The 19870-nt window shown below is 72.4% G+C and carries 15 protein-coding genes and 1 pseudogene; 4 read left to right on the top strand and 12 right to left on the bottom strand.

Annotation, left to right across the window (positions count from 1 at the left end):
• Nucleotides 1–64: 64 nt before the first annotated feature.
• From BKA14_RS40905 to BKA14_RS40895, 3 genes are all read right to left on the bottom strand, one after another.
• Entirely contained in the window at nt 65–2104 is a 2040-nt protein-coding gene (locus BKA14_RS40905; RefSeq protein ID WP_239092652.1) for a hybrid sensor histidine kinase/response regulator, read from the bottom strand.
• 68 nt (nt 2105–2172) lie between these two features.
• Nucleotides 2173–2898 (bottom strand): SIR2 family NAD-dependent protein deacylase, encoded by a 726-nt coding sequence (locus BKA14_RS40900; protein WP_184956084.1) that lies wholly within the window; start codon nt 2896–2898, stop codon nt 2173–2175.
• Nucleotides 2895–4676, bottom strand: coding sequence for a DMT family transporter (locus BKA14_RS40895; RefSeq protein WP_184956083.1), 1782 nt, complete (start codon nt 4674–4676; stop codon nt 2895–2897). The genes BKA14_RS40900 and BKA14_RS40895 overlap by 4 nt, the downstream gene beginning before the upstream one ends.
• Before the next feature lie 786 nt (nt 4677–5462).
• On the opposite strand from BKA14_RS40895, the gene BKA14_RS40890 reads away from it, so the two are divergent.
• Nucleotides 5463–6533: a lytic polysaccharide monooxygenase auxiliary activity family 9 protein gene (locus tag BKA14_RS40890; protein ID WP_184956082.1), complete on the top strand. Its 1071-nt coding sequence runs from the start codon at nt 5463–5465 to the stop codon at nt 6531–6533.
• A gap of 156 nt (nt 6534–6689) precedes the next feature.
• On the opposite strand, the gene BKA14_RS40885 is transcribed toward BKA14_RS40890, so the two are convergent.
• Complete coding sequence (locus BKA14_RS40885) at nt 6690–7394, bottom strand: TetR/AcrR family transcriptional regulator (protein WP_184956081.1); 705 nt, start codon at nt 7392–7394, stop codon at nt 6690–6692.
• An 85-nt stretch (nt 7395–7479) separates the two neighbouring features.
• Here BKA14_RS40885 and BKA14_RS40880 point away from each other — a divergent pair, with 85 nt between their 5' ends.
• The gene (locus BKA14_RS40880) at nt 7480–8319 is read left to right on the top strand and encodes an NmrA family NAD(P)-binding protein (protein WP_184956080.1); all 840 of its coding nucleotides are present in this window, start codon (nt 7480–7482) and stop codon (nt 8317–8319) included.
• Here BKA14_RS40880 and BKA14_RS44760 read toward each other — a convergent pair.
• The 3 genes and pseudogenes from BKA14_RS44760 to BKA14_RS40870 all read right to left on the bottom strand — a co-directional run bounded on the left by BKA14_RS44760 (nt 8277) and on the right by BKA14_RS40870 (nt 10104).
• Nucleotides 8277–8480, bottom strand: coding sequence for a hypothetical protein (locus BKA14_RS44760; RefSeq protein ID WP_260417735.1), 204 nt, complete (start codon nt 8478–8480; stop codon nt 8277–8279). The genes BKA14_RS40880 and BKA14_RS44760 overlap by 43 nt on opposite strands.
• Nucleotides 8481–8515: 35 nt before the next feature.
• Nucleotides 8516–9064, bottom strand: a pseudogene (locus BKA14_RS44755) (glycoside hydrolase family 88 protein); the annotation flags it as partial.
• Nucleotides 9065–9165: 101 nt separating this feature from the next.
• Complete coding sequence (locus BKA14_RS40870) at nt 9166–10104, bottom strand: ribose-phosphate diphosphokinase (RefSeq protein WP_184956079.1); 939 nt, start codon at nt 10102–10104, stop codon at nt 9166–9168.
• Between the two features lie 70 nt (nt 10105–10174).
• Here BKA14_RS40870 and BKA14_RS40865 point away from each other — a divergent pair, with 70 nt between their 5' ends.
• Complete coding sequence (locus BKA14_RS40865; protein WP_184956078.1) at nt 10175–11017, top strand: ABC transporter ATP-binding protein; 843 nt, start codon at nt 10175–10177, stop codon at nt 11015–11017.
• Nucleotides 11018–11105: 88 nt separating this feature from the next.
• On the opposite strand, the gene BKA14_RS40860 is transcribed toward BKA14_RS40865, so the two are convergent.
• The 4 genes from BKA14_RS40860 to BKA14_RS40845 form a co-directional block, all read right to left on the bottom strand.
• A complete protein-coding gene (locus tag BKA14_RS40860) occupies nt 11106–11759 on the bottom strand; it encodes an ABC transporter ATP-binding protein (protein ID WP_184956077.1) in 654 nt (217 codons plus the stop codon).
• Between the two features lie 8 nt (nt 11760–11767).
• Nucleotides 11768–14767, bottom strand: coding sequence for an FtsX-like permease family protein (locus BKA14_RS40855; protein ID WP_184956076.1), 3000 nt, complete (start codon nt 14765–14767; stop codon nt 11768–11770).
• Nucleotides 14764–17778 (bottom strand): FtsX-like permease family protein, encoded by a 3015-nt coding sequence (locus BKA14_RS40850; protein WP_184956075.1) that lies wholly within the window; start codon nt 17776–17778, stop codon nt 14764–14766. The genes BKA14_RS40855 and BKA14_RS40850 overlap by 4 nt, the downstream gene beginning before the upstream one ends.
• A gap of 67 nt (nt 17779–17845) precedes the next feature.
• The gene (locus tag BKA14_RS40845; protein ID WP_184956074.1) at nt 17846–18844 is read right to left on the bottom strand and encodes a magnesium transporter CorA family protein; all 999 of its coding nucleotides are present in this window, start codon (nt 18842–18844) and stop codon (nt 17846–17848) included.
• A gap of 36 nt (nt 18845–18880) precedes the next feature.
• Here BKA14_RS40845 and BKA14_RS40840 point away from each other — a divergent pair, with 36 nt between their 5' ends.
• Nucleotides 18881–19594, top strand: a complete 714-nt coding sequence (locus tag BKA14_RS40840) for a nicotinamide mononucleotide transporter family protein (RefSeq protein WP_184956073.1) — start codon at nt 18881–18883, stop codon at nt 19592–19594.
• Here BKA14_RS40840 and BKA14_RS40835 read toward each other — a convergent pair.
• Entirely contained in the window at nt 19591–19839 is a 249-nt protein-coding gene (locus tag BKA14_RS40835) for an SCO4226 family nickel-binding protein (RefSeq protein ID WP_184956072.1), read from the bottom strand. The two genes, BKA14_RS40840 and BKA14_RS40835, sit on opposite strands and share 4 nt — an antisense overlap.
• Nucleotides 19840–19870: the final 31 nt, after the last annotated feature.

The raw sequence follows: 19870 nt of genomic DNA, 5'->3' as shown, positions 1-19870 counted from the left end.
CCGGATCGATTGGCAAGCCCTTACGCCCGGTTTCGCACCTTCGGTCGGAGTCGCGCTATTCCCGTTACTTGGCCGTGGCGGGGTCGTTCGGAGCACTGGACGGCTGGGTGCCGGCCAGCGTGCGAATAGCCCCGAGCAGCGTCGACCTCGTGAACGGCTTCTCGATCAGCATGCTGTTGTCGTCCAGGTGCAGCTGCGGCCCGAGCGACGCCGCGGTGTAACCCGACATGTAGAGCACCGGTAGGTCGGGCCGGTGGGTGCGCAGCGCGTTGGCCAGCTCCGGGCCGGTCATCGTGGGCATCACCACATCGGTGATCAGCAGGTCCGGGTGCTGACCCGCGGCCACCAAACTTACAGCCTGCAACGTGTCGGTGGCGACCGTGATGGCGTACCCGGCCGGCTCGATCAGACGCTGCACCAGCTGCGCCACCTCGGGCTGATCCTCCACGATCAGGACCCGGCCGATCACCGTGGGCGCGCCCTGACGACCCGTGCCCGAGGCGGGTTTCTCCTCGGCCGCGGGCAGATAGAGGTGGACCGTGGTGCCCATCCGCGGCTCCGACTCCAGCTCGATGTGGCCGCCGATGCCCTGCACGATGCCGGCCGTGGTGGCCAAGCCCAGACCCGCCGCCGTGGGCCGGGTGGTGAAGAACGGTTCGAGGGCGCGCTGCCGCACCTCGTCGGTCATGCCCACGCCGGTGTCGGTGATGACGATGTGCACCAGCTTGCCGGCGGGCATGCCCTCGGGGCCCTTACCCGGCTCGACGACCTCGTTCATGGCGGCCACCCGCAACATGCCGCCGTGCAACATGGCGTCGCGGGCGTTGGCGGCCAAATTGACCAAGGCCTGCTCCAACGGGCCACGCTCCGCGCGCACCGCCCAGACATCCGGACCGAAAGCCAGGTCCAGACCGATGTGCTCGCCGAGCGTACGGGAAAACAAAGATTGGACGTCGGTGAGCAGGTCGGGAATCGGGATGATCTCGGGGCGGTTGCCGTCGCTGCGGCCGAACGCCAGCAGTTGGTGAGTCAGCGAACGCCCCGTGCCGACGGCCTCGAGGATGTCGGTGGCCAGGCGGTGGTGCTGGCTGTCCTGCTCGCTCGACGACGAGATCATCTCGGCCGAGCCGCCGACCACGGTCAACAGGTTGTTGAAGTCGTGCGAGATGCCACCGATCAGCTGGCCCAGGCTGTCGAGCCGGCGCAGATGGTCGAGCTGGCGCTTGAGCCCGCGGGCGTCGATGTGGTCGGTGGTGTCGGTGACCATGCAGACCACGCCGGTGAACTCGCCGTGATCGCCCATCAGCGGCATCATGCTGATCCGGACGCTGCGCTGCGACCCGTCGGCGCGCATCAACCGGGTGCCGCCGACAGTGGAACGACCCTCCCGGCACTCGTTGATGCGGCGGTTGAGCTCCTTCTGACCCTGGTCGTTGAGGAAACCCCGCAAGGACACGCCGACCAGCTGCGACCGCGGCATGCCGAGCACCACGCCGATCGGTTCATTCGCGTACGTGACCACGCCGTCCGCATCGAGCTGAAGCACACCCTCGGGGATCGTCTCCAAGACCCGGCGGTAGCGCTCCTCGCTGGCCCGCAGCCGCTCCAAGGCGCGGGCGCTCGAACAGGCCAGGGCCAGCTCACCCGCGATGTCACGGGCCAGCTCGACCTCAGCCGTCGAATAGAACGAGCCGGGCGTCTCCCGGGTCAGGACCAGATAACCCGCGTACGTGTTGTCGACGATCACGGGACACAGGACCGCCGAATGGATCTCGTGCTCCTCCCCCGCCAGCGGCTCGACGCCGTCGCCGGCCAGCACGAGGGGGCGCCGGCTGGCCGCGAGCGCGGTCGAGAAGTCGTCGTCGGGGAGCTGGTCGACGTGGTCCAGCACCCGGGACATGGACGCCGAACGCTCGTCGTCGATGTGGTGGTAGGTGATCGAGTCGTAGCGGCCGTCGTCGCGCAGGAGCTGCACCCCCGCGCCGTCCCCGATCATGTCGGCGGCGGCGCGGGCGGCCGTGGACTGCACAGCGGCAGGATCGTGCGAGACCCGGCTGAGCGCCAGGGCAAGATCGGCAAGTGCGTACCGGAGGGGGTAAGCCATGACACCCATGACGACATGATCCGCGTCTTAAGGGGTGCGTGGTGCCGGTTCGCCAGGTTTGCAACCATTCACCTGATGATCTTCGGGAGCACCTCCGCGGCCGTGCCCCGCAGGTTGAGCGCACAAACCTCGTCGAGCGGGGTGGCCTGCGGATTGACCTGGATCACGCTACCGCCCAGCCTGGCCGTGACCTGCGGAATCTCGGCCGCGGGGTAGACGACCCCGGCCGTCCCCACGGTGATCAGCACATCGGCGGCCGCGGCAGCCTCGACGGCCCGCTCCAACACGTCGACCGGCAACGCCTCCCCGAACCAGACCACCCCCGGCCGTACGGGGGAACCGCAGTTGCCGCAGGCCGGAGGTGTGCGCGGACCGTCACCGGACCCGGCCGCGCCGGGGGGAGGCGGGGCCGGCTGGGCGCAGACTGAGCAGCGCGGCTCGAACAGGCTGCCGTGCAGGTGGAGCACGTCTTCGGAGCCGGCTCGTTCGTGCAGCTGGTCGACGTTTTGGGTGATCAGTGTGCAGTCCAGCCGGGCGACCGCCTCGTGGCCGGGGTTGGGGTCGACGCGTTCGACCAGTTCGCGGCGCCACTCGTACCACCCCCAGACCAGGGCCGGGTCGCGCTGGAAGGCCTCGGGGGTGGCCAAGGCCTGGGCGTCGTAACGAGCCCACAAACCGGTCAGGGCGTCGCGGAACGTGGGCACGCCGCTCTCGGCCGACATACCGGCCCCGGTGAACACGACAAGACGTTGCGCTCCGGCGATGAGCTCAGCCGCGTGCTGCAGGGTGTTCATCGCACGAGTGTGCCTGTCACGCCACCTCCGTAGCGATCGATATCAGCGGGCCGGCCCGGACGGGCTCGGCCGCCCGCGACCGGGCCGATCCGAAAGCCACCCGGCTCCGAACCCCAACGGACGGACGGACGCAACCGACCTCGCTCAGCACCGCTCAGCCTGAACGACCGCGTGACAGGCCGCCCAACATCGCTCAGCCTGAACGGCTCCGAAACAGGCCACTCAACACCGCTCAACCTGAACGACTCCGAAACAGGCCACTCAACACCGTCCAGCCCCAACGACTCCGAAACGGGCCGCTCAACTCCGCTCAGCCTGGACGACTGCGCACCAGGCCGCTCAACACCGCCCAACCTGAACGACTGCGTGACAGGCTGCTCAACACCGCCCAGCCTGAACGACTGCGTGACAGGCTGCTCAACACCGCCCAGCCTGAACGACTGCGCACCAGGCCGCTCAACACCGCTCAACCTGAACGACTGCGCACCAGGCCGCTCAACACCGCTCAACCTGAACGACTGCGTGACAGGCTGCTCAGCTCGGCTCAGCCTGAACGACTGCGAGACAGGCCGTGACGAGCGAACCGTAACCGGTGGCACAGCAGCGGCGACGCGAGCACGCAACGGCGGGACAGCGGTGGCCACGTGCGGGCCCGATTGCGGCACAGCTGACGCCACGTGAGCACGCAACGGCGGCCCGACGGCCGCCACACGACCACGCAACAGCGGGACAGCAGCGGCCACGCGAGCGGGCGCCGACGGGACAGCAGCGGCCGCGAGAGCACGCGCCGACGAAAGAGCTGCCGCCACGCGAGCAGGTGCCGGGGGGACGACTGACGTCACGTCAGCGGGCGCCGATCGGGTAGCAGCGGCCACGTGGGCACGCGCCGGAGGAAGCACTGCCGTCGCACGAGCACCTGCCGACGGGACGACTGCCGCCCCGTGTGCGCGCGCTGCCGCCCGGTGCGGCGTGGCCACAGCCGACTGCGACTGGGCCTGGGCCAGCAGGTAGACGCCGGTGGCCAAGACCGCGGCAGCGGCCAGCATGATGACGACGCCGGCCACGCCGGCCTGGAAGCGCTGGCCCAGCAGGACCACGCCGATCACGGCGGCGGTTGCGGGGTTGGCCACCGTGCCGACGGCCAGGGGTGCGGCCAAGCCGGAGCGGTAGGACCGTTGGGTGAACCAGACTGCCGCGATGTTGAGGCCCACGACCGCGGCGACGCCGGCGGCGATGCTGACCACGCCGGCGTCAAGGCGCAGCGTGATCGCCTGGGTGAGGGCCGAGGCCACCCCGAAGCCCATGCCGCCCACCGCGGCGGCGCCCAGCCCGGGGAGCCCTGGGCGCAGCGCAGCCCAGGCCATGATCACGGCGGCGGCGAGCAACACGACGACACCCGCGCGCGGGGTGAGCGCCTGGCTCGACGAGCCGGTGACGGCGAGCAGGGCAACCAGGGCGCCGGTGGTCAGCGCCGTGCCCGTGAGCTCGGTGCGAGTCACCCGGCGCCGCGCGGCGGCCGCAGCCAGTGGCACCGCGGCCACGAGAGTCAGCGCGCCGAGCGCCTGCACGAGGGTCAGCGAGCCGTAGCGCAGGGCGACCACGTGCAGCACCGCCCCGACGCCGTTGGCGCTCATGCCCAGCCACCAGCGCGGGTTGCGCAGCAGCGCGCGCATCGGGGCTTGCGCCACCTGCTGTTGCAACAGGGCGCCGCACGCGTAGGCCACGGCCGACAGCACGCACAGCGCCACCGCGACGACGACGGACCACGCAGGAATCATGGCGTCAAGCCTCGTCCGTGACGGGCCTGAGCACATCGGCCCGTGGCAGTAACTTGCATACGCCTATCGCAGTAGTCGCTGCTCGACCTCTCCTCCTTTCGGCCGACAGCCCAGGACGAGAGGCGGTGCGGTGGGAGGAGGTCGCGTGCGAGGGGAATGGCCGACAGGCGGCGGTCGGAGACGGAAGGAGAACGGCCGAGAGGCGGCCGGGAGCATGGGGCGAGGCGCAACGGAGGGGCACAGAAGCGAAGGCCTGGGGCGAGACGCGGGCAGGGTCCTTGGCGGCGGGGCCTGAGGAGAGACGCAGAGCCGCGAGAAGAGGGCCGCCAGAGACGACCGCCAGGGGCGGAGGCGCGAGAAGCGAGAAGCGGGGCTCGAGAAGCGGGGCGCGAGAAGCGAGGCGTGAGAAACGAGGCGCGAGAAACGAGGCGCGAGAAACGAGGCGCGAGAAACGAGGCGCGAGAAGTTGGGGCGCAAGAAGTCGGGGCGCGAGGAGGACGGGCAGCGCGGCGGGGAGCGGGCCGAGGCGCGAGGGAAGCGGCCGGCAGGCGGTGGGCAAGGGGGGACCACGGAACCCGGCGCCAGGAGGTAGGGCAGACAGCCGGCAAGGGCGGTGGCACGGAGAAACAGCCCCGGCAGCCAGGCGTCGCTATTGACAATCATCAATTCTGTGCGACCGTGTTACGACACCCGCCGGTGTAAGTGAGTTCGGGAGTTGAGGGCAGCTCCCGCCGGATCCCCCTGGCCTGTCCACCGGGCCACCGACCATGCGGAGCACATGCCCTCATGAAACGCAGAGTTCTTTTCAGCGCGGCCGCCGGCGTCCTCCTGGCCGGCCTCACCGTCCTTTTCGCGCCGACCTCCCCGGCGAGCGCGCACGGCAACGTCACCGGTCCGGCTTCGCGTAACTACGGCTGCTACGAGCGTTGGGGCAGCAAGTTCCAGGACCCCACCATGGCCACCCAGGACCCGATGTGCTGGCAGGCCTGGCAGGCCGACCCGAACGCCATGTGGAACTGGAACGGCTTGTTCCGGGAAGGCGTGGCCGGTAATCATCAAGGCGCCATCCCGGACGGGCAGTTGTGCAGCGCCGGGCACACCGTGAGCGGCCGTTACAACTCCTTGGACGTCGTCGGCGACTGGAAGGCCACGAACGTCGGCAACAACTTCAACGTCAAGTTGTTCGACGGGGCGCGGCACGGCGCCGACTACATCTGGGTCTATGTGACCAAGCCGGGCTTCAACCCGGTGACCACGGCTTTGAAGTGGTCGGATCTGACGAAGGTGTCGGAGATCGGCAACACTCCGGCGGCGCAGTGGACGCAGCGTGCGGACGGCGTCGAGATCGACGTCCCGGTGGCGTTGTCGGGGCGCAGTGGGCGGGCCATTGTTTACACGATCTGGCAGGCCAGCCATTCGGACCAGTCGTACTACTTCTGCAGCGACGTGAATTTCGGCGGCTCGACGACCACGCCGCCCACAACCCCGCCCACCACGCCGCCGACGACTCCGCCGACCACACCGCCGACCACGCCGCCCACGACGACTCCGCCGGCTTCCGGCGCGTGCTCGGCGACGTACGCGCTGAGCAGCCAGTGGTCCGGCGGCTACCAGGCCGAGGTCAAGGTGACCGCGGGCTCGGCCGCGATCAAGAGCTGGACGGTCAACTTGGCCTACGGCAGCGCGCCCAGTGTCCGGCAGTCGTGGAATTCGACCGTGTCGACCAGCGGCAACGCGGTGGTCGCGAAGAACGCCGCCTACAACGGGGCGTTGTCGGCGGGTGGCGCGACGAGTTTCGGTTTCATCGCTGACGGAACCGCGGCCACACCCACGGTGACCTGCACTGCCACTACCTGACCTATGGCGCCGGGCGCACTGAGCCGCTAGAGTCCTATGGGAGCGCTCCCAAAGACCTCACCGGCGAAAGGAGCCCGGCACGACCGGCGGATCAAAACAACAGGGCTGCGGGGGACGGTGTGTCTGCCCTCCCCGTCCCCCGTATCAAAACTGTTGTCACCCGGCCGCTTTCACGATGCGGTCGAGCCACTCCCCCAGCAGCCCCCGCTCGGCCTCGCTGAGCATTTGCAGTCGCGGCGCGAGAGCCCGCAGAGCGACGGCCGCCGTCACCGGGCCGTCCCCCCGGTCGACCGGGGCGTCGGTGAGAATGCGCCCCAGCACGGCCTCCAGCATCACGTCGCCCAGCGCGGGGTCGCGCTGTTCCGGTGGCGTCGCCAGCAACCCCTGGATGGTTCCGACCCCGGCCGCCTGAATGAGGTCGACCGCCTGCGGCTCGGACACCCGCAGCCGCCCCGCCGCCGCCACTCGGTGCACGCGGGTCTCGAGCACCTGCCGGCCCCGGCGCGCGGCCGGCGAGCCCGGCACCCGCCCCGGATCGCTCAGCAGCCGGAACACGGCCGGATTGGCCAGCCCGAAGTCGACCTGCCGGCGCCAGCTCGCGCGCAGATCGTCGACCGGGTCGACATCGGCGGCCGCGGCAGCCTCGATGCCCGCGACCTTGGCCGAGACGAACTCGGCCATCACGTGCTCGGCCACCGCCTCGAGCAGTCCGTCCTTGTCGCCGAAAAGGCGATAGATCGTGGGCGCCTGCACACCGGCCCGTTCGGCCACCCCTCGGGTGGTCACCGCTCCGGGACCGCCCGCGTGCAGAAGCGCCGCGGCAGCTTCGACGATTGCCTGACCCCTGACCCCGTCACTCACGGACCAACGATAACACCCAGTTGCTATCGCTGATAACGGCTGCTACGGTCGACGTGTTTCCACTGGTAACACGAAAGGCGAATCAATGATTATCGTCACCGGGGCGACCGGCGCCCTCAACGGCGCCACCGTCGACCACCTGCTCGAACGCCTGCCCGCCAGCGACATCACGGTCGTCACGCGCGACCCGGCCAAGGCGGAACGCTTCGCGCAGCGTGGCGTCGAGGTCCGGCGCGGCGACTACGCGGAGCCCGGCTCGCTGCCGGCGGCGTTCGCCGGAGCGGATCAGCTGCTGCTCGTCTCCTCCAACGACCCCACCGCGGACGCGACGACCCTGCACCGCACGGCCGTCGAGGCCGCGGTCGAGGCGGGCGTGAAGCGCATCCTCTACACCAGTCACCAGGCCGCCGCGCCGGACAACCCGTTCGCCCCGGGCCGCACGCACTTCGCCACCGAGCAGCTCCTGGCCGCTTCCGGCACGCCCTGGGTGTCGCTGCGCAACGGGTTCTACGCCCACAGCCTGCAGTGGCTGGCCGGCCCGTGGCAGGAGACGGGCGTGATCGCCGTGCCGGGCGACGGGCCGGTGTCGTGGACGGCCCGCGAGGACGCTGCCGAGGCGGCCGCCGTCATCCTGAGCTCCGAGGGTGCGTACGAGGGACCGGTCACCATCACGGCGCCCGCCGCCCCCACCTTCGCCGAGCTGGCCGACGTCGCGTCGGAGCGGGCCGGGCGAACCATCAGGTTCCAGCTCATGGACGAGGCGGACTGGATCGCCGCCCGCCAGTCCGATCCCCGCGCGCAGTTCCTGCTGGGCTTCTATCGGGCCGCGCGGGGCGGCTTCTTCGCCGGCGTCGACCCGCTGCTGGGCGAGTTGCTGGGCCGTCAGCCCCGTACGGCTTCCGAAGCGCTGCGGGGAGGAAGCTGAGCGGTGGCCAGCAGGTGGAAGGCCTGAGCCTCGGCCGACGTGCCGGCCCGGTCGAAGGTGGGCGCGCCGCAGGCCCCGCGGACCAGGCCGTACGCGTCGACTTCGCGCTCGGCCGCGGCGAGCAGCGATCGCCCACCGCCTCGTACGGTGAAGGCAACCACCCGTCGGCGACCCCGGTCAGCGCCGCGTAGGCGAACATCTGCGCGGCGTTGGTCTCGCGGAACGTCGTGGGGTCGTCGAGCACGTCGTGGAACAGCCCGTCGGCCCGGCGGAACTCCAGGCACGCGTCGAGCACCTCACGCGCGTGCCCCGGCAGCTCGGTGGAGCGCAGCGCCGGGGCCAGCCGTACGGCCCGGGCGATGCCCGCCACCACCCAGCCGTTCCCGCCACCCCAGCGCGCCGGCCGGTCGGGCCAGATCGCGGAATAGACGCCGTCGCGGCACAAGATCCGCCGGTGCCCGTTGACCTGCCGCACTGCCTCGTCCAGTTCACCTGACAGGGCCAGGAACGGCACGACCATGTAGACGGTGTCGGCCCAGATCGATGGCGACGAAAGGACGTGGAAGAGAGTGCCGTCCGCGGCCCGCGGCGCGTCGTGCAGGAGCCAGTTCAGCTGCCGCCGGGCGGCGTCCGCGAAGCCGGCCCGGACGACCGCCTCCCCGCACGCCGCGCCGTTGACCGCGTTGTCGTCCGGGCCGCCGAGCCGCCCGTCCGGGGTCTGCCGGGCCACCGCCGACTCCGCCATGAGCCGGGCCAGGTCAGTGCGGCCCAGATCGAGGACCGCCTGCGCGGCGACCCCCTGTTCCCAACTCTGCCGCTGCATGGCCAGCAGCGCGTCCAGGACCCTCATGCGAACAGCGCGCTGACCGACTCGCCGTTGTGGATCCGGCGCATCGCCTCGGCCAGCGCCGGCGCCACGGAGAGGATGGTCAGCTTGTCGGTGCGGCCCCCGGCCGGGATCGGCACCGTGTTCGTGCAGACGATCTCCTCGATCTCCTTCTCGTCGGAGAGCCGCCGCACCGCGTCCGCCGCGAACAGCCCGTGCGTGCAGGCCACCCGGACGCTGCGGACGTTGCGCTCGCGCAGCCGGTCGAGCAGCTCGAACACCGTGCTGCCCTTGGCGATCTCGTCGTCCAGCACGATCACGTCGCGGTCGGCCACCTCGCCGATGATCGTGCTGATCACGACCTTGTCGTCGGCGAAGCGTTGTTTGGCCCCGGCCGCGACGTCGACGCCGAGCAGCCGCGCGAACGCGGCCGCCTCCTTGGCGTTGCCCAGGTCGGGCGAGACGACGACGGTGTTGCTCAGGTCGTAGGCGCGGAAGTGACGGGCCAGTTCCTGCAGCGCGTGCAGGTGGTCGACGGGGATGTTGAAGAAGCCGTGCACCTGCGGCGAGTGCAGGGTCATGGCCAGCACCCGGTCGGCGCCGGCGGTGGTGAGCAGGTCGGCGACCAGGCGTCCCCCGATCGAGATGCGCGGGGCATCCTTCTTGTCGCTGCGGGCGTACGCGTAATGCGGCAGCACCACGGTGATGCGCCCGGCCGAGGCGCCCCGGGCGGCGTCGAGCATGAAGAGCAGTTCGACCAGATTTTCCTGTACGGGCGGGACCAGCGGCTGGATCAGGAAGACGTCGCGCTCCCGGCAGTTGGCCTGCAGCTGCACCTCGATGCAGTCGTTGGCGAACCGGGACGTACGGGTGGGAAGCAACGGCACCCCGAGGTGATCGCAAATCTCGGCGGCGAGGTCGGGATGGGCGGATCCGGAGAAAACGGCAATGTCGCGCACGTGCCTTACCTTAAAATGCCGCCCCCGTACGGGTCACCACCGGGCGGGCCGGACCGCTAGCGTGAGCGGCATGAACGGTCTTGCCGTGGCGTGCCGCCGGGTGGTGCACATCTATCGGGCCGAAGCGGGCGATGTGGTCGCCCTGGCCGGCGTCGACCTCTCGATCGCGCCGGGTGAGACGCTGGCGCTCGTGGGCCCGTCCGGTTCCGGCAAGTCGACCCTGATCGCGCTGCTGGCCGGGCTGATGCGCCCCTCGGCGGGCCGGATCAACATCGGCACGTACGACATGGGCAAGCTCTCCGACGGCGAGATCTCGCGGCTGCGCGGCACCGAGATCGGCGTGGTCCTGCAGGGGGCGGCGAGAAACCTCCTTCCGTACGCGTCTCTGCACCGCAACATCTGGCTGGCCCAGCGCCGCGCGGCCCACACCCGCGGCATCCAGCTCGACGACCCCGACCGCATCCTCGACCTGGTGGGGCTGCCCGGGCAGGGCCGTCAGCGGCTGAGCGACCTGACCCCGGGCGGGCGGCAGCGGGCGGCCCTCGCCGTGGGCATCGCCACCGGGCCGGGTCTGCTGCTCGTCGACGAGCCGACCAGCCGCCTCGACACCGCGGGGCGCGACGAGGTGCTGGCCGCGATGGAGACGGTCAACGCCGAACGGCAGACCACGATCGTGGTGGTCACCCACGACAACGAGGTGGGGGCCCGGCTGGGCCGGGCCGTGACGATCCGCGACGGCCGGGTCGGGGCGGAGGGCCGCGACGGGCAGGACTTCGCGGTGGTCGCGGGCGACGGCACGGTGCAGCTGCCGCCCGAGGTGCTGGGCAGCTATCCGCCGGGCACGCTCTTCACGGTGCAGCACATCGACGGCGAGGTCACCCTGGTGCCCGGCGGCACCGAGCCGGTCGTTTAGGCCCCGTCCGGCCGATCACGCGGGGCTGCGGCGTGGCCCAGGCGGCGCCTGACGTCGCCTCGCTGCCACGTGACCGGCCGGACAGACCCTAATCACGCACCCAATCGGTCGCGCCGTCGATCAGGTGCAGCTCGCGGTCGCAGGCCGCCGCGGCCTCGGGGTCGTGGGTGGCGAAGACGACGGTGGCGCCGCGGTCGGCCTCGGCCCGCAGCAACTCCATGACGCGCTGACGGTTGGCCGCGTCGAGCTCGCTAGTGATCTCGTCGGCCAGCAGCACGTCACCGCGCAGGGCCAGACCCCGGGCGATCGCCGTGCGCTGCTGCTGCCCGCCCGACAGTTCCTCGATCAGCTGGTTGGCCTGGCCCGACAGGCCCAGCGGCTCGAGTGACTCGGCGGTGCGCCGGCGGGCCTCGGCCGCCGTGCCGCCGGTGGCGATGACCGCGACCGAGATGTTCTCGGCGGCGGTGAGGATCGCGGCCAGACCGTTGTCCTGCGGGATCAGCACGACGCCGAGCTTGACCGCCTGGTCGCGGCTGTCCAGCCGCTCGCCGTCGACCAGCACCTCGCCGCGGGCCGGGGTGAGCAGGCCGGCCATCGCGCTGAGCAGGGTGGTCTTGCCGGCGCCGGAAGTGCCGGTGACGGCCAGGATCTGCCCGGGCCGGGCCTCGACGCCGACCCCGCGCAGCACCGTGCGGTCGCTGTCCCAGGCCAGGTCGGCGTCGACGACGCTGAGTGTCTTCACGGGGGCTCCTAGGGTTTGATGCGGCGGCGCAGGTCGCGGCCGGTGGTCAGGGCCACGGCGGCCAGCCCGAGCAGGACGAGAACGGTCACGCCGGCCAGGGTGAGTATCCGCGGCCAGGCCGGCAGGGGAAGCGGAACTTCGGCGACACCGGCCAGCGGCAGCGCCCAGCCGGTGACGGCCCAGCCCGCCAGCGCGGTCAGCACGCCGACGGCCGCGGCGATGCCGACCAGCGCCGGGTAGGTCCACAGGGTCGCCCGGCTCACCGTCGGGCCGGGCAGGCCCTGGGTGCGCAGCGCCGACAGGTCCTCGACGCGGCGGCCGCGGTCGACGGCGGCCGCCAGCACGAGGGCGAACGCGCCGAGCAGCACGGCCAGCACGCCCGCGATCACATGGAACCAGAGCGCGAGGGCCGGGCCCTGCCGGTCGAGCCGGCGGTGCACCTGGCCGGCCCGGCTGTCGCCGATGACGGTCAGGCCGGCCTTGGTGAGCCGTTGCTCGACGTCGGGCGGGGCCTGGTCGTTGAGCCAGACCTCGGGCACCAGGGCCGGGGCGGCGTCGACGGCGAGCCGGTCGGCGTATTCGAGGTCGACCAGGCTGGCCACCTCGCCCGCGCGGGGCACGGCGGGCAGGTCGTCCCGCTTGGTCACGTCGATCGGGTAGCCGTCGATGCCGGTGAGGCCGCCGTCGATCGGGTCGTCACCGGCCATCGCGACCGGGAGCGGGTAGGGCGTGGCGACCGGGTGCACCCAGGCGCCGTCGGGCAGCCCGGACGGCGCGTCCACGTCGATGCGCAGGCCGTCGGGGGCGGCGCTGACCCGGCCGTGCCGGGGCATCCGCCAGCGCGCGGCGTCCATCACGACCTGCGCCGGCTGGTCGCTGCCGATGCTGTGGACGGTGACGCCGCCGGTCACCCCGATCACGTTGTCGTTCAGCGCGAACTGCAGGCCGTTGATCCGGCAGCCGTCCTCGCAGAGGTCCACCCGTTCGGCGTATCGGGCCCGGCCCTCGCGCAGGTCGCCCAGGCGCACCACGGTCTCGCCGAGGTCGGTCAGCGACGACACGGCCACGTTGATCCGCAGCTCCTTGCCTTTGACGACGCCGGTCGTGGTGGCCTCGACGACCAGTTCGGGCCCGCCGATCACCATCGGGGCCGGCGCGTCGGGCCGCAGGTGCCGCACGACCTGCTCGGCCGAGGGGGCGCCGCCGGGCCAGGTCGCGACGGCGGCGAGCCGGGTGGTGTCGGCGGCGATGCCGAGCGGCTCGGTGCCGGTGCTGTTGCGCAGCCGCGAGGCGGCCATCGCGAACCGGCCCTCGGGGTCCACCTCGCGCACGGCGTGCAGCAGCTGGCTGCGGAAGACCGGCGACACCTCGAGCACCCGCTGCGCGCCCACGCCCAGTTCGGCCTGCACGACCCGGCCGCGCGCGGCCACGTCGACCGCGCAGGTGGCGTAGCCGGCCACGGCGACGGTGGCGACCAGCAGCGCGAACAGCCGCTGGGCGCCGGGGCGGCGGGACAGCTGGTAGGCGGCCAGCGCGGGGCCGAGCCGGCCGGCCCGCAGCGCGCGGGTGGCGTACCGGGTGACCAGCGGCACCAGGGCCCGCGCGGCCAGCAGCGACAGGGCCAGCATGACGAAGGCCGGGGCGAGCAGGCCCACCCCGGTCAGCGAGCCGTCCGTGACCGCGAGCTGCACCGCGCAGACGACGGCCAGCAGCACGACGACGGCCTCGACGGCCAGGGCGCGGGCCCCGTTGCTCTGCGGCAGCCGGCGCAGCAGGGAGGCGACCGGGCTGAGCAGTTGCCGCCGCTGGGCCAGGATCGCCGCGCCGAGGGCGGCCACCGCGGCCAGAGGTGCGTACCGCAGGGAGGCGAAGCCCGGGTCGACGCCCACGCCGGGGAACCGGGCCGCCGCGACGGCGTTGACGAGCAGCTGCCCGGCCAGGCACCCCGCCACCGCGCCGGCCAGGATCGCCAGCAGGCTCTCCCCGGTGGCCAGCCACCACCGCGTCCACCAGCGGGAACCGCGCAGCGCGACCACCGCGAGCTCGGGCTGGCGGCCCTGGGTGCCGTAACTGACGGCCAGGAAGATGCTGAAGCAGGCCAGCAGCACGAGCGGGACGGCGAGCGCCGGCACCAGCAGATGCGCGGAGGCGCGGCCGGCGTCGATGCGGTCCAGCAGGGCCGGGATGCCGGTGTCGACCTGCAGGTTGGGCCCGATCTCGGTGGCCCGCCGGGTCAGCGCGAGCAGGCCGGCCCGCAACGCGTCGAGCCGGTCGACGTCGAGCGCCGCGACCCCGGCGGCGCCGTCGATCGACAGGTCGGTCAGGCCGTGGTCCATCGTGGCCACGGTGGTGGCGCCGGTGAAGACCGGCTCGTCCGGCCCGCGGCCGGGCACCGCGTCGAAGTAGCCGTGCGCTCCCCAGTAGACGTCGGCCGGGTCGGTGACCTCGTACGTGCCGGCGACGGTGAGCCGCTTCGGAATGCCGTCGGCCTCCCAGTGCGGGTCGCGCGGGTCGTCCTCGAAGGCCGCGTACGTCATCGTGACCGGGTCGCCCGCGGTCAGCCCGGCCCGCTGCGCCGTCCGGACCCCGACGATCACGTCGTCCTGGCCGATCAGGCAGCGGCCGCTGACGATCCGCACGTGCGCGCAGACGTCCTGCCGGAAAACCAGCTGGGTGTCGTTCCCGGCGTCCTTCTCGAGGCCCACGGTCGGAAAGGCCGAGGCGTAGACGTAGCTGAAGCCGGGCAGCTCGATCAGGGCGGCGCCGACGTTGGCGAAAGCGGGCGCGCCGCTCTCGCTCTCGACCCGGTTGTCGACCCGGCCGGTGATGCTCAGCCCGCGCTCGGTGGCCACCGACGTCTCGATCTGGCCGGCCGCGATGGCCCGGTCGACGGCGGTCAGGTAGGCCGGCGACGCGACTGCGGAGGCCACCGCGAACAGGGCCAGCAGGGCGAGCGTGACGGCCTGGCCGCGGCGGGTCCAGACCATGGCGAGCACCAGCGCGATCATCGGCCGCGGGCCCCCGTCTCGTCCGCGCGCAGGCCGCGCACCAGCGGCAGCACCGCGAGCCAGCCGACCAGCCCCAGCACGGCCAGGGAGACCAGCCCGGTGACCGACAGCGCGACCCAGCCCAAGGCGCCCGGCGCGGGCAGCACGTCCCAATCGTCGGTGAAGCCGGCCACGCCCACCCGGGCCAGGGGGTTGGCGATCGCGGCGGCCAGCAGCCCGGCCATCAGGCCCGCCCCGATCAGAACCAGAGTTCCCGCGTACGCCGTGCCGACCGCCACCGGCAGCGGCAGGCCCTGCAACCGCAACGCCCGCAGCTGACCCAGACGGTGACGCCGGTCGACGGCCCCGGCCACGCCCACGGCCGCGGCGGCCAGCAGCAACCCGGCCACGCCGGCGATCAGCGCGAACCGGGCCACCGCGGACGGGGCCTGCTCGGCCAGGGCGGCGGCGCGGTCGGTGGCCACCCGCTCGTCGCCGATCACCAGGCCGGCGTCGCGCAGCGCGGTCACCACCGACGGCCCGGCGCCGGGGGCCAGCCAGACCTGGAACTCCCCGGCCGGGTTGGTGTCACCGGCGATGCGGCGGGCCGTCTCCAGGTCGACCAGCACACCCGAGCGGCCGACCACCGGCAGCACCCCGGCCGCCCCGTCCAGGCGTACGGGAACCGGTTCGGACCCCAGGCTCGGCAGCCACGGCTCGTCGAAGCGCCAGGTCTCGGGAGCCGGGCCGGCCAGCACGATCGGCGGGGGCAGGGCACTGTCGACCGCCCACAGCTCGAAGCCGACCTCGGTGGTCCGGGTGGTGTTGAGGTCGGCCGTGATGCGCAGCGCGCCGTCGCGGGCGGCCACGTCGAGGGCAGCCCCGACGCTGCCGGGCCGCCAGCGCGCGATGTCGCCGAGCTGATCGGGACCGAGGATCTCGGCGGCCGGACCGGGCTGGGTGAGGGCGCGCACGGTGACCGACGCGCCGCGGAGGCCGGGGCCGCCCGGCAGACCGTCGAACTGCCAGCGCAGGATGCGGCAGCCGGGCGCCTCGGTGCAGCCGCGCACCACCGCCGTACGGGTCTGCTCGCCGGTGCTCAACGTGCCGAACGCCACCTGCGTGGGCGCGCCGCTCCCCTCGTTCTGCAGCACCAGGCTGAGCTGGGCCGGCAGTTTGCCGTCGTAGTGCACCCGCACGGTGAGCCGGTCACCGGTGATCGCGGGCAGGGGGCGCGGGCCCGGATTTTCGGCGGTGGTGCGGGCGATCAGGTCGACCGGGCCGTACTCCGGACGCCAGTAGGCCACCCGGGCCAGCCGGGAGCTGTCGACGGCGACGACCGGCGGGGTGCTGCCACGGTCGACCACCACGGCCATCGCCTGCTCGCCGCCCGGATCGGCCTGGCGCACCGCGGTGAGCAGCGCCGTCCGGTTGGGCGCCTGCACGAACAGCACCCGCTCGGCGCCCAGCTCGGCCCGGCTGCGCTCGACCCGGTGGGCGCCGTCGCCCCGCCACAGCCCGAAAGTGGTGGCGAACAACGCGACCGCCACGACGACCAGCGCGAACACCCGGTCACTGCCGGGCTGCCGGCTGACCAGCACCGAGGTCAGGCCGAGCCGCAGCCGGCCGGTGCGCATGGCCGCGCCGCCGCCCCGGTCGGCCACCCGGCCCAGCAGCCGGGCCAGCAGCAGCGCCACGGCCAGCGCGACCAGGGCCGGGGCGACCAGCGCGAGCCCGCTGTCGGGCGCGCTCGACCGGGCCTGATAGACGGCGGCCACCGCGACCGCGAGCAGCAGCAGATCGGCCAGCCCGGCCCGCCAGTCGCCGCGGCCCGAACCCGCCTGGCGCAACAGGTCGGCGACGGGCCGGCGCAGGGCCACCGCCTCGACCGCGGCCAGCACGAGCAGCCCGCCGAGCAGCACCGCCGCGACCGCGGCCACCGAGAGCAGCCACGCCTCGGTCTGCTGGGCCGGAGTCTCGACCGGACCGGCCAGCCACCGCGCCAGCAGGTAGCCCAGCGGCAGGCCGAGCACCGCGCCCGCGGTCAGCGGCAGCAGATGCTGGCCCCAGGCCAGGCGCAGCATCGCGAACCGGGTGCTGCCGCGCAGCTTGAGCAGGGCCACGTCGCCGCGCCGGTCACGCCCGGTGTAGCGGCCCGTCAGCCCGATGGCGAACCAGGTCAGGATCAGCGTCTGGGTCATGGCGATGATCACGCCGAGCCGGATCTCGTCGTAGTCGCGGGCGATCGCGGTCAGCAGCGGGCCGCTGGCGTTGACCACCCGCAGGCCCGACGCGCCGAGCTTGTACTCGGCCTGGCGCAGTACCGGCCCGAGCCGGTAACCCCCGTCGCCACGCAGCAACTCGTCCGGGATGGTCACGTCGAAGGTGGCCGTGGGCTCCCACAGCATCCGCTCGGCGAACGTGTCGAGCGCGGTGAACGCGGGGTCGAGCCCGCCGTCGGCCTCGAACAGCGCGTTGTTCCAATAGGGACCGTTGGGATCCGAGTACGAGAAGAGGCCGACCACCTTCAGCGTGATCGGCGCGCTGCCGGGGCTGGGGGCCAGCCGCAACGGGTCGCCGCGGCCCAGACCGAGCTGCTGCGCGGCCGGCGAGCTGATGGCCACCTCGCCCCGCGCCCGCGGGCAGGCGCCGTCGAGGACCAGATGCTCGCAGGCGTCGTCGCGGTAGGCGATGCCCATGGCGGCCGGGATGCCCCCGACGTCGGTGGTCAGCGGCAGCTGCAGGCCGATCACCGGATCGGCCGCGGGCAGCGGCAGCTGGGTCTGCATCGACGCCTCGACCTGCTCGATCGCGGTCCGCGGGTCGCCGTTGCTCTTGACGATCTGACGCACCGAAACGGTCCGCTGGTCGGCCGGCGCGGCGGCCACGTCGGCCGCGGCGGCGGCGTTGATGCTCGCGTGGGCGAACCAGGGACCGGCGGCAGCCACGGCGGCGGCCAGCGCTATCAGCACCAGCACGGTCAGAACCTGGGCGGTCCGGGTCCGCACGGCACCCCAGATGAGCGCGAACATCGACCCTCCCCCCGCTGGGATCCCCCGGAGGTTACGCCACCGGAGGCCCGCGCGGGGGGCCTGTGGATCAGAGCCAGCCGCGCCGTTTCAGGAAGGCGTAGAGGGCGACCGACACCGCCACGATCAGCGCCGAACTGACCAGGAAACCCCACCACTTCTCGTAGCCGGGGTAGGGCACGTTCTGGCCGAAGTAGCCGGTCAGCGCGGTCGGCACGGCCACGATGGCGGCCCACGCGGCCAGCTTGCGGGTGGTGTCGTTGAGCACGTTGCCCTGCTCGGCCGTGTCCGCCTGCAGCAGCTGGTCGATCCGGTCGCGCAGGTGCTCGACCTCGTCCAGGGTGTGCTGGGCGTGGTCCTCGACGTCGCGGTAGTACGGCTTGAGGGTCGCGTCGACCAGGTCGAGATCGGTGCGCATGGCCTGGCTGACCAGCTCGGGCATGGGCGCGACGGCCCGGCGCAGCGCGGCCAGCAGCTTGCGCTGGTGGATGCCCTTCATCCGGATGGCCCGGGGCGCGCCGCCCTCCTCCAGCAGCGGGTCCTCGACCTGGTCCATCGCCGCGTCGAGGCGCTGGGTGGCCGCGTACTGCCCGTCCACGACCACGTCGAGCAGGCCGTAGAGCAGGAACCCGACCCCGTCGGTGCCGCCCAGGTCGCCCGTCGCGTCCCAGCGGTCGACGAACTTCGAGGTGTCGCTGGGCGACTTGCGCACCGTGATCAGGGCCCGCGGCGTGACGAACGCGCTGATCTCGGTCTTGCCGAACCGCGTCTCGGAGTCCTCGGTGGCGATGTCGACGGCGTACACGTTGAGGAACACGTGATGCGGGTAGCGGTCGAGCTTGGGCCGCTCGTGGTCGGTCATCGCGTCCTCGACCGCCAGCGGGTGCAGCGTGAACTGCTCGGCCACCGCCTGCAGGTCGCCGGGCCCGGGGGCGAACAGGTCGAGCCAGAGCACCGCGCCGGGGTGCTGCTCGAGCAGGCCGGGCACCTCGTCGTAGTCGAAGTCGCGGGCGATCACCGTCCCCTTCTCGTAGAGGCGGGTCGCGGTCGGGCACGAGGGGGAGGTCACGTACCCACTATGCTCCCCGGCGGCTTACCCTGAACCGTGACCTGGCTCGACCAACTGCTGACCGCGTTCTACACCGCCAAGTGGCAGGTGACCGCGGACCAGGCGATCTATTACCGCGAGATCGTCGGCAACGCCTTCGGGCTCGGCTCGGCCCTGTTCGGCCTGCGCCGCTCGGCCTGGGCCTGGCCGGTCGGCATCGTCGGCAACGTGCTGCTGTTCACGGTCTTCATGGGTCAGGCGGTCGGCAACGACCAGGGCACCCCGCTCTACGGCCAGGCCGCCCGGCAGGTGTTCTTCCTCATCGCCAGCGTCTACGGCTGGTGGCAGTGGAACAGCAACCGCCGCCGCACGCACGGCACAGCCGTCTCGCCGCACTGGGCCACGGCCCGCCAGCGCCTTCTCTACGGCTCGCTGGCCCTGACCGCCGTGGTGCTGTGCTTCTTCGTGTTCCGCGCGGTCGGCGCCGGCTTCGAGGTCCCGTGGTGGTATTACCTGGCCGACTCGTGGATCTTCGTCGGTTCGATGCTGGCCACGTACGCGATGGCCCGGGGCTGGGTCGAGTTCTGGCTGTGCTGGATCGCCGTCGACCTGGTGGGCGTGCCCGAGCTGCTGCACTTCGGCTACTACCCCTCGGCCGTCCTGTACGCCGTCTACGCCGCCTTCGTGATCTGGGGCTTCGTCGTGTGGCTGCGCATTTCCCGTACGCCGGAAAGGCCGCCCACCCTCGAGCAGGCGGCCCAGCCCGCTTAGACCTCGCTGGTCAGCTCGTAGACCTCGGTCGTCGGGTGGCCGGCCCGCTCGTGGATGCGCATGACGGCCTCCTTGCTGGGCGCGGTGCTGAGGCAGAAGACCTTGCCCTGCTCGGGGTCGAGCCAGGCCCGCTCGAAGTGCACGCCCTCCTCCCCCTCGATCTTGAGGTCGGCCTCGTGCGCCTCGGCCAGCTGCTCCGGGGTGACACCGTGGAATCCGCTGTGTACGTCCATGAATTTCGCCATGCCTCCACGGTTGTCGCGGTTCGCGCGTCGG

This window comes from Paractinoplanes abujensis, assembly GCF_014204895.1.
Classification (GTDB): Bacteria; Actinomycetota; Actinomycetes; order Mycobacteriales; family Micromonosporaceae; genus Actinoplanes; species Actinoplanes abujensis.
Note: the sequence above shows the minus strand (reverse complement) of the source record. Positions and strands in the feature narration are given on the sequence as shown.

What these genes read in the sequence shown, in the direction of transcription:
- BKA14_RS40905 (WP_239092652.1), bottom strand. Translation starts at nt 2,104, where the DNA reads ATGGCTTACCCCCTCCGGTACGCACTTGCCGATCTTGCCCTGGCGCTC.
- BKA14_RS40900 (WP_184956084.1), bottom strand. Translation starts at nt 2,898, where the DNA reads ATGAACACCCTGCAGCACGCGGCTGAGCTCATCGCCGGAGCGCAACGT.
- BKA14_RS40895 (WP_184956083.1), bottom strand. Translation starts at nt 4,676, where the DNA reads ATGATTCCTGCGTGGTCCGTCGTCGTCGCGGTGGCGCTGTGCGTGCTG.
- BKA14_RS40890 (WP_184956082.1), top strand. Translation starts at nt 5,463, where the DNA reads ATGAAACGCAGAGTTCTTTTCAGCGCGGCCGCCGGCGTCCTCCTGGCC.
- BKA14_RS40880 (WP_184956080.1), top strand. Translation starts at nt 7,480, where the DNA reads ATGATTATCGTCACCGGGGCGACCGGCGCCCTCAACGGCGCCACCGTC.
- BKA14_RS40865 (WP_184956078.1), top strand. Translation starts at nt 10,175, where the DNA reads ATGAACGGTCTTGCCGTGGCGTGCCGCCGGGTGGTGCACATCTATCGG.
- BKA14_RS40855 (WP_184956076.1), bottom strand. Translation starts at nt 14,767, where the DNA reads ATGATCGCGCTGGTGCTCGCCATGGTCTGGACCCGCCGCGGCCAGGCC.
- BKA14_RS40850 (WP_184956075.1), bottom strand. Translation starts at nt 17,778, where the DNA reads ATGTTCGCGCTCATCTGGGGTGCCGTGCGGACCCGGACCGCCCAGGTT.
- BKA14_RS40835 (WP_184956072.1), bottom strand. Translation starts at nt 19,839, where the DNA reads ATGGCGAAATTCATGGACGTACACAGCGGATTCCACGGTGTCACCCCG.